The sequence below is a fragment of the Methanobrevibacter sp. genome (assembly GCF_017406825.1).
Lineage (GTDB): Archaea > Methanobacteriota > Methanobacteria > Methanobacteriales > Methanobacteriaceae > Methanocatella.
The window spans coordinates 85,995-97,153 of the sequence record NZ_JAFQXT010000003.1 but is presented as its reverse complement, the minus strand read 5'-3'; the positions used below and the strand labels follow the sequence as shown (position 1 = coordinate 97,153).

The 11,159-nt window shown below is 36.3% G+C and carries 11 protein-coding genes, 2 tRNA genes and 1 pseudogene; 2 read left to right on the top strand and 12 right to left on the bottom strand.

Going from position 1 to position 11,159, the window contains the following annotated elements:
• Positions 1–186, top strand: a pseudogene (locus IJF99_RS00855) (deoxyribose-phosphate aldolase); the annotation flags it as partial.
• Positions 187–415: 229 nt separating this feature from the next.
• Here IJF99_RS00855 and IJF99_RS00850 read toward each other — a convergent pair.
• From IJF99_RS00850 to tes, 7 genes are all read right to left on the bottom strand, one after another.
• Positions 416–488, bottom strand: a tRNA-Phe gene (locus tag IJF99_RS00850).
• A 3-nt stretch (positions 489–491) separates the two neighbouring features.
• Positions 492–563 (bottom strand) — tRNA-Val (locus IJF99_RS00845).
• A 168-nt stretch (positions 564–731) separates the two neighbouring features.
• Positions 732–932 (bottom strand): histone family protein, encoded by a 201-nt coding sequence (locus tag IJF99_RS00840; RefSeq protein ID WP_042691314.1) that lies wholly within the window; start codon positions 930–932, stop codon positions 732–734.
• Positions 933–1,132: 200 nt separating this feature from the next.
• Positions 1,133–2,413, bottom strand: coding sequence for a tRNA (N(6)-L-threonylcarbamoyladenosine(37)-C(2))-methylthiotransferase (locus IJF99_RS00835; RefSeq protein WP_292790769.1), 1,281 nt, complete (start codon positions 2,411–2,413; stop codon positions 1,133–1,135).
• An 8-nt stretch (positions 2,414–2,421) separates the two neighbouring features.
• The gene (locus IJF99_RS00830) at positions 2,422–3,042 is read right to left on the bottom strand and encodes an HVO_0476 family zinc finger protein (protein ID WP_292790766.1); all 621 of its coding nucleotides are present in this window, start codon (positions 3,040–3,042) and stop codon (positions 2,422–2,424) included.
• Positions 3,043–3,054: 12 nt separating this feature from the next.
• Positions 3,055–3,540, bottom strand: coding sequence for a homoaconitase small subunit (gene hacB, locus IJF99_RS00825; RefSeq protein WP_292790763.1), 486 nt, complete (start codon positions 3,538–3,540; stop codon positions 3,055–3,057).
• A gap of 97 nt (positions 3,541–3,637) precedes the next feature.
• Entirely contained in the window at positions 3,638–5,134 is a 1,497-nt protein-coding gene (gene tes, locus IJF99_RS00820; RefSeq protein WP_292790761.1) for a tetraether lipid synthase Tes, read from the bottom strand.
• Between the two features lie 132 nt (positions 5,135–5,266).
• Between tes and IJF99_RS00815 the strand changes: the two genes are divergently transcribed.
• Positions 5,267–5,833 (top strand): CDP-2,3-bis-(O-geranylgeranyl)-sn-glycerol synthase, encoded by a 567-nt coding sequence (locus IJF99_RS00815; protein WP_292790759.1) that lies wholly within the window; start codon positions 5,267–5,269, stop codon positions 5,831–5,833.
• On the opposite strand, the gene IJF99_RS00810 is transcribed toward IJF99_RS00815, so the two are convergent.
• The 5 genes from IJF99_RS00810 to truA all read right to left on the bottom strand — a co-directional run bounded on the left by IJF99_RS00810 (position 5,830) and on the right by truA (position 10,792).
• Positions 5,830–6,852 carry a hydantoinase/oxoprolinase family protein gene (locus IJF99_RS00810; RefSeq protein WP_292790757.1) on the bottom strand — a complete coding sequence of 341 codons (1,023 nt, stop codon included), beginning with the start codon at positions 6,850–6,852 and terminating at the stop codon, positions 5,830–5,832. The two genes, IJF99_RS00815 and IJF99_RS00810, sit on opposite strands and share 4 nt — an antisense overlap.
• A gap of 1 nt (position 6,853) precedes the next feature.
• Positions 6,854–7,942 carry an ATP-grasp domain-containing protein gene (locus IJF99_RS00805; RefSeq protein WP_292790755.1) on the bottom strand — a complete coding sequence of 363 codons (1,089 nt, stop codon included), beginning with the start codon at positions 7,940–7,942 and terminating at the stop codon, positions 6,854–6,856.
• Positions 7,926–9,248, bottom strand: coding sequence for a non-hydrolyzing UDP-N-acetylglucosamine 2-epimerase (gene wecB / locus IJF99_RS00800; RefSeq protein WP_292790753.1), 1,323 nt, complete (start codon positions 9,246–9,248; stop codon positions 7,926–7,928). Before wecB ends, IJF99_RS00805 begins: the two co-directional genes overlap by 17 nt.
• Before the next feature lie 358 nt (positions 9,249–9,606).
• Positions 9,607–9,936: a hypothetical protein gene (locus IJF99_RS00795; RefSeq protein ID WP_292790751.1), complete on the bottom strand. Its 330-nt coding sequence runs from the start codon at positions 9,934–9,936 to the stop codon at positions 9,607–9,609.
• Positions 9,926–10,792 carry a tRNA pseudouridine(38-40) synthase TruA gene (gene truA, locus IJF99_RS00790; protein ID WP_292790748.1) on the bottom strand — a complete coding sequence of 289 codons (867 nt, stop codon included), beginning with the start codon at positions 10,790–10,792 and terminating at the stop codon, positions 9,926–9,928. Before truA ends, IJF99_RS00795 begins: the two co-directional genes overlap by 11 nt.
• Between the last annotated feature and the right edge of the window lie 367 nt (positions 10,793–11,159).

Sequence of the window (11,159 nt, the reverse complement as noted above, 5' to 3'; positions counted from 1 at the left end):
GCTCCAAAAATCAAAATTGAAATTTACGGCGGCATAAATGAATATAAATTTGCAAACCAAATACTCACCGGAGGAGCAGATCTGATTGGCAGTGATAACGGTTATGAAATTGTTAAGGCATACAAGGAATTAAGGGAAAACACACAGGTCAAACCGAAACCTATTACCTTAACCAAAAAAGATTAAAAAATTAAAAAATAAGGATTTACTCCTTATTTAACTTAGATTTTGACTGTTTTTGCTGCCTTGTTTAAGTATTTTTATCCATTGTATGTTATCTTTGCATTGACGTTGGCCTTTCATTTACTTTTATTATTTGGTAATGAAAAAAATTATACAAAAAAATTGACTTCCGCCCAAAAAAATCATTACTGTTTTTGTTTTAAAAGAATAATCAGAAAAAATAGAAATTGAATGCCATGGGCCGGACTTGAACCAGCGACATCCAGATCTTCAGTCTGGCGTTCTCCCATCTGAACTACCATGGCATATGGACCGAACGAGATTCGAACTCGTGATCTCCTCCACGTCAAAGAGGAATCATACCCCTAGACCACCGGTCCTATACAACATACTATAATTAGGTTAAAGTGATATATAAAGTTTTCTCAGTTGAATAGAACAAGCAGTATTAAAAAAATAAATTAAAATAAAATAAAAAAAATTGACCAAGAAAATGGCCAATAGATTTTATTTACAAAGCTTTTTTTGAAAATAACCAATTAGTAAATCTATTTGATTGCTAATTTGATATCTTCAGCTTTTACAGTTTTTCTACCAGCGTGGCGTGCGAAATTAACAGCTTTTTGTGCGATTTCGTCACCTTTTTCTTCTAATGCTTCAGCTAATGCAATTTTTGCATCATCACTAATTCTTTGTGCGCCAGCATTTTTTAAGATACGACCGACTGGTGCGATTGGTAATTCACTCATAATTACACCTCCAATTAAATGATAGTATATAATAGTATATAAAGGTATCGGTGAAAAATGGATATTAATCGCCTATATTATACCATAGTAACTATTACAATATGCTTTCGAATATTACAAAAAAATATAGATATTATAAAAATTTAAAGCATACAAATTAACAATAAAAACAAAATAAGAATAAAGCGAAAAATAAAAAATTATTCTTCAAGTAATTCGCTTATTAGATAAGTGGAGGTTGCTTCGGTTATTTTTACATCAACAAAAGTGCCTAACTCAACATTATCAACAATAACAGGAATATAAGAATTTGTTTTTGCAATGTATCCTCCCTTGGAACCTTTTTCGACGACAAGGACATTTTGAATGGAATTAACTAATTCTTTGTTTTCTTCTTCTGTTATCTCTTGTTTAAATTGAGATAAAAATTTTGATCTTTTCTTCATTATTTCAGGAGAAATTTCAGTCAATGAAGAGGATATGGCCCCAATTCTATGCTGATATTTTGATAAGTGTATCAAATTGGGTTTTATCTCTTCCAGCAATTTTACAGTTTCATTAAAATCTTCATCGCTTTCAGTCGGATAGCCGACAATAATGTCGACGGCCAGGGTCAGATTTGGGATTTCATTTCTAAATCTTGAGACAACATCCTTGTATTGTGATACTGTATGGCCCCTTCGCATGTCTGAGAGTACCTTATCACTTCCACTTTGAACAGGTAAATGAATGAAATCATATACCTTCGGATGTTTTATTGCATCGATGATTTCATCAACATCGTTTAAAATGTTTTTAGGATGCATCATTCCAACACGAACACGGAAATCTCCATCTAAATTAGCCACTTCTTTAATTAAATCAGACAGTTTTTCACCACTGTCACGGCCAAATGCTGCAGTGTCCTGGGCAGTCAATTGAATTTCACATGCCCCATTTTCGATGGCATCACGTGCTTCAGCAACGATTTCAGCAATCGGATAACTGTTCAGTGGTCCACGAGCAAAACGAGTGCAACAGAATGTGCATGCACCCAAACAACCTTCACAAATCTGAAGAATATGTATTAAACTATCGTCTTTAAGCTTGGGAACATTGACTTTGGAGTCTTTTGAAAAACCGGTTTCACGAATGACATCTCCGCAATATGTTGCATTGACCACATCAGCAGATTTATTTAACTGATGAGGACCTATCCATGAAACATCCGGGCCAATCTTGTCTAATTTTCCAGGATCGATTTCAACCATGCATCCTCCGACAATGATTTTTTTATCCGGAAAGTCCTGCTGCAACCTTTGAATCCTATAGGTCATTTTATCTTCAGTGGGCAATTTCACATAACAGGTATTCACAATGATTACATCGGCTTCATCGATACTGTCCACAATTTCAATGTCATTTTCAAGCAGATTGCCTGCTATAATCTGTCCATCAGCCTGATTAAATGTGCATCCATAAGATTCAATAAATACTTTCATGAGAATCCCTATTTGGTCTTTTTAAAAATGTTGCTGGTTAAGTCATAATCATAATTATTGAATCTGACCGGTTTTGAGTATACTCTTTTAATTACTCCCGCTTTTGCAAATCCAGAAGTTAATTTTCTATCCTGTGTCTTGATTACGTGAACCCTTACAATGTGATTTTCAATCTTGACAACATCTCCCGGGGCGATTTCAAAATCTCTCTCAAGGTCAAGCTTATATGAATCAACTTCGCCGTGCAAATCGACTGAAAAGCCTATACGTGCAGGAATTTCAACGGAAGTTGCCCAGATTGTATCCACATTTTCGAGCTTGGATTTATCCACCCTTTTATCTCCCACTTCAATACCTGTCACTTCAACCTGACCTACATCAGAAAGCAAAGCATCGCCAACCTGCAACTCATCACTAGGGGATAAGTCGATTGTAGTTTTATGAGATTTGTCCTGCTCGGAAATGATTAGTCTATACGGCCTAGGTTTTTTTAAGGAAACAATGTTTCTAAATACATGGCCACAATCCTCACATTTGAGCAGATATTCCTCGGTTAATTTCTTTTTAGTTGTTTTCTGTTTTGAATTTATAATTTCAATGTCATCAGAACCACAAATTGGACAATCCATTTTTATGCCTCCTTAATCAGAATCATTCAGATAATGGTTTACCAAACCGCCATCCTCTAAAATAGATAACATGAACTCTTTAAACGGTTCGAAGGTTTTTGACTCTCCAGTAGTTTCATTGACCAGTGTTCCTTTTGACAGGTCAATGCTTATGATGTCCCCATCTTTAGCCTCAATATCTGAAACGATTACCGGAAGCCCGATGTTGATTGCATTTCTATAAAAAATCCTTGCAAATGATTTGGCCACAATAGCGCTTACACCGGCAGTTTTAATTGCAACAGGCGCCTGTTCTCTTGATGAACCGCAGCCAAAGTTTTCATCAGCCACTATGACATCTCCCGGCCGAACATTTTGTGTAAAATCGGGCCTTTCACCTTCCAATACGTGGTCTGCCAGATCCTGCGGATTAAATGTTCTCAAATATCTTCCGGGAATAATTACATCAGTGTCGATATTTTCCCCAAAAGTCCATGTTTTTCCTTTAATAACATCCATAGCCATCACAATAAGAATCAATTAATAAAAAAAATAAAGTATTCGGGAAAAATCCCAAATACGAGTTAAGGTGATTGTTTGTAATTCTAATCCATATTTATTTTAAAGGTTTTGCAAAATCTTTTTCCACACCTTCACGGTACATTGAATTGAATGTGCAGAATGGAATAATCCTACCGTCAGGTGTTGCATAATGAATAACGCATTTTTTAACCCTGTCCTGGTCGAAATTGAATGGATCCATAAAGTGCATGCAAGAAATAAGCATTGCATCTTTAGAAAAGTCTCCTAATGCTTCATAATCTCCTTTAGCAAAGACATTTAACAAGATTCTTGTAATATCCAAATCCTTAGGAGATCTGCTTGGATGAATCATCTTTGGAAGGTTTCCAGTTAAACCTGCTAAAACCCTTTTACGAGACCCAAATTTACCTTTTTTGAGTTTTTCATTGTATTCTTTTAATTTATCGAATAAATCTTCAACATCAATGAAATCAGTGATTGGAATTAACTTATCTTTTCCAGGACCCTCTGTCTTTTCTCTGAATACATAAGTAGCGATACCGCAATGCTCATGACAATTCAAAGTTACTTTAGCTGAATCATGGCCATCAAGCAGGGATATGAACTCCGCAATTGGTTCAACTGAAGATGGAGGGTAAAATGCACTTGTCGGAACCTGTCCGTCAGTTTCATCTTCAATAATCTTAACAAAGTCAGGAATGGTAATCCTTTGCTCTTCAACATGCTCTGATGGAGTCCTTCCTGAAAATGAAACCGGCTGGAAGTTAACACCATAAATGATATCATTATTGTCAAAAGCGAACTTGATAATCTCGCCGACTTGGTCATCATTGACACCCTTTACTAATGTCGGCACAAGCACAACACCTAAACCTGCCTTTCTACAATTTTCAATAGCTTGCAATTTATCCGGAAGCAAATCCCTTCCTTTGTTTTTAATATAAGGTTCAGGAGTTACACCTTCAAATGAAAGATAGACAGTATTCAATCCAGCAGCTTTCAAGTCTTTTGCCAGATTTTCTCTTTTAGCTATCCTAATACCATTTGTTGCAATCTGAACATGAGTGAAACCTTCTTCTTTTGCCATTTCAATAAGTTCGATTATGTCTTTTCTAACAGTAGGTTCTCCCCCGGCATATTGAATAGCAGGGCAAGGATGAGGCTTCAGACTCCTTAAATTTCTAAGCATCTGCCTGATTTCATCTTTACTAGGCTCATACAGAAATCCTGCTGCTGCAGCATTTGCAAAACAGACAGGACATTTTAAATTACACCTATTTGTCACGTCAATTAATCCCAATACAGTAGAAGTTTCGTGTTTTGAGCATAATCCGCAATTATCTGGACATGCCGCAGTATCTTCAACACAAGGATTTTCAACACCTGTGACTGAAGGCACGAACTGTTCCACTTTATTATATAAATCTTCATTACTCCAATAAGTGTTAACAAACTCCCCATGCTCATCACAAGTTTTTTTGATGAATATTTTGCCGTCTTCATCAAATACTTCTGCATCTAAAGTCTTGCCACACTCAGGACATAAACTTTTTGTTGTTTTTATTTTCAAATAATCACCTTTTTCATACTAATCCCAATTAGTACAAGCTTACATAATATAATATATTTAAAACAATTTAATATTTAAATATTATTAATTGTAATATATATGTATAATTTGTAATACAAAGGAGTAAATTCAATGGCACTGACAGTTCAAGTGATTTTAATCGCATTTTTAACAACCCTCTATTTTATTCTTCCGGCCTATTTTTCAAATGGTGGTGCGCTTGCCTTTGGAGGCGGAACACCAATTGATTTTGGAAAAATCGACTCAAAAGGCCGTCGCTGGATTGGAGATGGCGTTACCTGGAGAGGATTGGTTGCGGGGACAATAATCGGAACAGTGACCGGTGCCGTACAAGGCTATATTGCTCCTATGGTCATTCCATTGATTGGGAATAACCTTATCACTCCCATAATAACCTATGTAAACAGCGGAATCCTTATTGGATTTTTGCTTGGATTTGGAGCCATGCTCGGTGATGCGTTAGGCAGTTTTTTAAAAAGAAGACTTGGAATCGGAAGAGGAAAACCTGCACCGATTCTTGATCAGCTAGATTTCATAATAGTTGCCATAATTCTAGTTTTACCATTCGTTAGAATCAACTGGATATTTATTGTAATGGCAATCGCCCTTACATTAATAATACATATTATAGCCAATACCTTCGCTTATCTTCTTGGTTTGAAAGATGTGTGGTATTAGGACAGATATTTTTCCATCATAACGGCAGTTCCGATAGCCGGAGCCACAGTACATTCATCATCTGATAAAATATCTCCCATGGATTTGACTTTCAAGCCTAAAAGTTCTGCCGCCTTTTTATCCAGAATGTCTTTTCCAAGGCCGGTTGTAACAATCAAATCAAGGTTTTGAGTTTCAACAACCTGTTTCAAACCGTCTGCAATCTGTTCAACTTGCTTTTGATGTATGAATCTGGACATCTCAACAATGTCATCCATTGACAGCATTTCCAAATCTGCACATACAACGCGGGCTATGCGTTTGGCACAATCCGCTTTGGATTTTCCTTCACCGTCAAAGGTATCGCAGATATAATCCTTTTCACTGATCAGATCCAAAACCATATAAACATCCGCAGTTTGGGCAAACAATTCACTGGCTACACGATATTCTTTTCCGTTTAGTTCAACTTTATCAAGAAAACTTGCAAGATTGGTTCTCAATGTTCCAGTGTATACCAGTTCACCTGTTGCGGACCTGTCAAAATCGGATTTGCCTATTGCGCATTCCTTACCGTCCTTAATGGGAATGATGTCTGTTGTTGTGCTTCCGGTGTCTATGAAGATGCAGTTGTCGGAAATCAGTGTGGCAATCTGTGCAGTTGCAATCCAGTTAGCCGCAGCGGCCTTGAGAGGGGTTTTTTCAATATCCTCTTTGGAAAGCATCCCATCAACCCCAACATAAGCTATCGGGCACTCGAATGTGTCTTCGCATTTCCGCATAACATCCAAAACGCCATCCTTTTTGGTATCATAGGCGTCAACCAGTTCCGCAGTCATTGAGATGCCGACAGCATCAATTTCAGAAAGGGGGCAAATGTTTTCAATCAGTTCTATCAATACTCTTGACAAATCATCGTTATTGCTCCACATCGGAAGATATGCAAAATCGACTTCTAGATTTCTGATCTCACCGTCTTCAAAGTCGATGACCGCCAGGTCTGTGTTTGCACCGCCAATGTCAAATCCTGCTATTTTCATGTTATGCCCTCCTGATTTCCAGTGATTCACCGGATTTTACAAATTCGATTTCGCCATCTAGAGAAATATCCAAATCGTCAAGACTTATTTCACCGTCAAGCAGTTCAATGATGCTTTTTCCTATGTTGAAGTTAGCGATTTTGGCCAATCCGACATAAGGGGTTGTGAATCTTGAGTTTATTTCCAAAAGATAAACTGAATAAACATCCTTTTCATCGGAATTGATGATTAAATCCACTCCGACAAAACCTCTCAACCCATCAATCGCTTCAACAGCGTTTTTAGCTATATCAAACGCTTCATACTTATATTCGCTTTCATAAGGAATTTTTCCACCCAAATAGGTTCCCTTTTCATCCTTAAGTTCGACAAATTGTTCATTTAAACTTATTGGAATGGCTTTCTTGCCGTCTGATATCAGACTTACGCTGACATCTGTTCCCTTGATGAATTCCTGAACGATGATTCTGGAGCCCGGCGGGAAAATGTTTTCCAAATCATAGGATAAATCTTCAATGTTTTCAATAACAACAATATTTTCACAATCCACCCCGATTAACGGTTTAATAATTAATTTTAGTGGAGTTAAAGGGTCTTCAGCCTGCCATTTTTCATGCAGATTCTCAATTGCCCTTTTCCAGTATCCTTTTGGATCTATTTTGAACCTGAATGACCTTGGCTGAGGAATAGTGATTGGAAGTGATTCATAAGTTTCAAACTTATCGGAAGTCTTAAAGCAGGCTTCAGAAGTTGAAGTATATGTTTTTACGTTGTTTTCTTCCAAAATTTTAGTGATATTATATAAATTGTTGTCATTTTCCGCAGAAATGAAAATGGCTTTATTGAAATCTGCAGCATTATCCTTAAGCCAGTCAATAATATTTTCATCAATTAAAATCGGATTGACATTTTCATACTCTTTTACCGTATTTTCATAAGACTTATTGATGACCAGATCAATATTATAGTCTTTCAAATCATTCAAAAGTGAAAATATCAGTTCTTCAGCTTCAGAGATAATGCATTTGTCCTTTTCACCTGAAGCGGTGAAATATTCGAATACCAATATTGAATCATTCTTGCTTATCATATGTAATCATCATTCCGTTTAAGTTCAAATCATCAAATGGGAAACGCATATTTTCCCCGTCAAAGACCATGTGAATTAATGAGTCATTGTCCCTTTCAAACTCGCTGACAGTGACGTCTTCGGTAATCTGAGCCATCTTTCTTGTAAATGAACCCATGATATCTTCCGGAGCTTCAATGTTAAGAAGGCCTTTTTCATAATAATCTTCAATGGCATCAACCGTTAGTTTTGCAGAATCCCCCTGTCCATATGGATTCGGAGCATTTTTCATTTTATCTGCAAACTCCTTATCAGACAATATTCTGCGGGCATTTTCAAGAATCATTTCCTTATCCGAACCGACTAAAATATTGCCTCCAGCAGTTACGGTTTCAGGCCTTTCAGTATTATACCTTAATGTCAGAGCAGGCACGTTAAGGGTTATGGCCTCTTCCTGAAGTCCGCCAGAATCTGTCAGAATTAAAGTTGATTTCGAGGTCAGAAGCAAGAAATCAAGATATCCTATAGGCTTTATAATGTGAACATGATCGAGATTATTCAATTCATCGAATAATCCGAAGTTTTCCAATGTGTTTTTAGTTCTAGGATGTATCGGGAAAATGATGTTCATGTCGCTTAATTCCTTTAAAGCTGAGATAATGTTAATTACACGTTCCCTGACATCGACATTTTCTGCCCTGTGCATTGTCAGTGTCAGGATATTGTCCATATTCTCAATATCCAAATTGGCGAGGGACTCTTCCTCAAAACCTCTTTTTTTAGCAATTTCCAGGTGTCTGAAACATGCATCGACCACAGTATTTCCAGTGATGAGAAGATTTTTATGTGAAAATCCTTCAGCCAGAAGGTTGATTGCTGACTGTTCTGTCGGAATGAAATACATTGTTGATGTGACATCAGCAGCCCTCCTGTTTACTTCCTCAGGCATTGTCATGTCAAATGACCTGAGTCCCGCCTCGACATGGCCAATTGCAATGTGCAGTTTTGAAGCCACAAGTGCGCCTGCAAGCACCGCATTAGTATCTCCCTGAACCAGAACAATGTCGGGCTTTTCTTCTAGAAGAACTTCCTCAATTCCCTTCATCATCAAGCCTGTCTGTTTTCCATGAGTGCCTGATCCAACATGAATGTTGTAATCAGGTGTTGGAATCTCCAAATCCCTAAAGAAGTTATCGGACATTTCCTTATCATAATGCTGACCTGTATGTAAAACAATCTGGTCAATACCCCTTTTGGCTATTTCATCAATAATAGGAGCCATCTTAATAATTTCCGGCCTTGTACCTAGAATAGTTGCTATTTTCATATTATCACTAAATAATATATTAACTTAGATAGTTAAAAATCTTTATCCATGGGGGGAAAAATGAAGTCCATGAAAAAATCATAAACCATTAAAATCATTGAAAATAAGAAAAAATTGAGAGTGTTTGAAACATATATATTAATTAAAAAAAATAAGGGAAATGAGATGTTTAATCTCATTTAATTTTGTATTTCGTCCAGTTTGCGATATAGTGGAATATCTTTTTTCAGAAGAACAATACTGCTCCAGCAATCAAACTAAACTAAGTGATGAAATCGAAAGGATATGGCCCATGATTGGTATTGCAATAGTTCCTTCACATTCTCCTCCCAATCATACATGACCATTATTTCATTAACTAAACCAATTTCCTGATTTCTCCAAGATTTTTTTCGATGAATTCCTTATATTTTGGATTTGACAATATCCTATACTGCTTTATATTTGACTTTAAGTACGCCTCGCCCATGATCTTTTGAAGCTCGGCAATGTCAGTTTTTAAAATCAGATCCAACTTGTTTTTTTGATTTTCATCGAGATTGGACAAATGGGACTGAATCTGCGATTCGAATTTGGAAACAACGTTGGAATTTCTTTTTGCAAATCGCTCAATTAGAAATGATGGCGCTAATGTAAATAAGTTTTCATATTCCCTTACATCCTCATAAGTGATTTTCTCACCATTCATGCAGATCACCCAAACTTTTAATCATGGATTCTCGAATCGCATATTTTTTCTGAAGATTTGTCAGTGAATCGACAAGGTCGCGCCTAAACCTCTCACATGCATAATCATCATACCTGAATTTGATTCCGTCATATTCTATGTTCATCAATATCAGATATTCGGGTTCCATGACCTTAATGTATGCCCTTGGCTCATCTTCAGCAGGATTCAGCAATCGTTCCACTTCATCCAGCTCCATCTTTCCTATTGCAACATCCACAAAAATTCTCATCATTTTGCGAACCATATTCCATAAGAATGACTCCCCATAAATATCAACAAAAATTGGAGAGAGCGTATCATGCAGGTTTGGGAATTCCCTTTTGTGATAGTCGTTTAGATTAACTTTTGTGATTTTTATATCATCAATCGTTCTTGTAGTGGTTTTCTGGAAGCGTTTTGTGAAATTGGTGAAGTTGTGTGTTCCCTTGAATATTTCCGCACATTCATTCAGTTTGTCAATGTCCAAATCCTGGAACAGCATGTATCTGTATTGCCTCATCTGGGCATATCTAGGTTTAAAAGCATAGCGGACAGGAGCACTGGCTAAAATCTGAATATCATCAGGCAGGGAATTGTTGATTTCATTAACACGAACTTCCTTTTCGGACTGGAAACTTATTACATTACCTAAACTATGGACTCCCGCATCGGTTCTGCCTGCAATTCTGAATCTGGACTTTTTCAAGTCATCAATATAGTCCAATTTCCGTAAATGATAAATCAATTCCTCTTCAACCGTTCTTAAATTAGGCTGCCTTTGAAAGCCATGAAAGTTGGTTCCGATATATCCGATTTTTAATGCCGTTCTTTTCATTATATATAATATTAATCGTAATATAAAATAAGTTTTTAGAAAAAAATGAGGAGGAAAAGTAAATAGCTATTGCAGCTATTTACCTTGAATTATATGGCATACTATCGCTCTATTTATATTAATGTAAGTATGTAATCAAAAGTGATTTGTTGAAATAACATTGAGTAATCCAATTATTAGTTAATAGTAATACTCATATAAAATTTATCAAAAAGTTTTTTCGCTGAAATCCGATGAAATGATTGGATAATGGGAAAAAAATTATTTTATAGAAAATTAAGGAAGCATAAACGGTAAAATAATAAAACAATGCTGTACTCTTGGATTAAAAACTAGAATAATACTTTATATGATTGGTAAAATTCAA

Bases quoted from the DNA above. Each gene is read 5' to 3' on its own strand.
- IJF99_RS00840 (WP_042691314.1), bottom strand. From the start codon at position 932: ATGAGTGAATTACCAATCGCACCAGTCGGTCGTATCTTAAAAAATGCT.
- IJF99_RS00835 (WP_292790769.1), bottom strand. From the start codon at position 2,413: ATGAAAGTATTTATTGAATCTTATGGATGCACATTTAATCAGGCTGAT.
- IJF99_RS00830 (WP_292790766.1), bottom strand. From the start codon at position 3,042: ATGGATTGTCCAATTTGTGGTTCTGATGACATTGAAATTATAAATTCA.
- hacB (WP_292790763.1), bottom strand. From the start codon at position 3,540: ATGGATGTTATTAAAGGAAAAACATGGACTTTTGGGGAAAATATCGAC.
- IJF99_RS00815 (WP_292790759.1), top strand. From the start codon at position 5,267: ATGGCACTGACAGTTCAAGTGATTTTAATCGCATTTTTAACAACCCTC.
- IJF99_RS00810 (WP_292790757.1), bottom strand. From the start codon at position 6,852: ATGAAAATAGCAGGATTTGACATTGGCGGTGCAAACACAGACCTGGCG.
- IJF99_RS00805 (WP_292790755.1), bottom strand. From the start codon at position 7,942: ATGATAAGCAAGAATGATTCAATATTGGTATTCGAATATTTCACCGCT.
- wecB (WP_292790753.1), bottom strand. From the start codon at position 9,248: ATGAAAATAGCAACTATTCTAGGTACAAGGCCGGAAATTATTAAGATG.
- IJF99_RS00795 (WP_292790751.1), bottom strand. From the start codon at position 9,936: ATGAATGGTGAGAAAATCACTTATGAGGATGTAAGGGAATATGAAAAC.
- truA (WP_292790748.1), bottom strand. From the start codon at position 10,792: ATGAAAAGAACGGCATTAAAAATCGGATATATCGGAACCAACTTTCAT.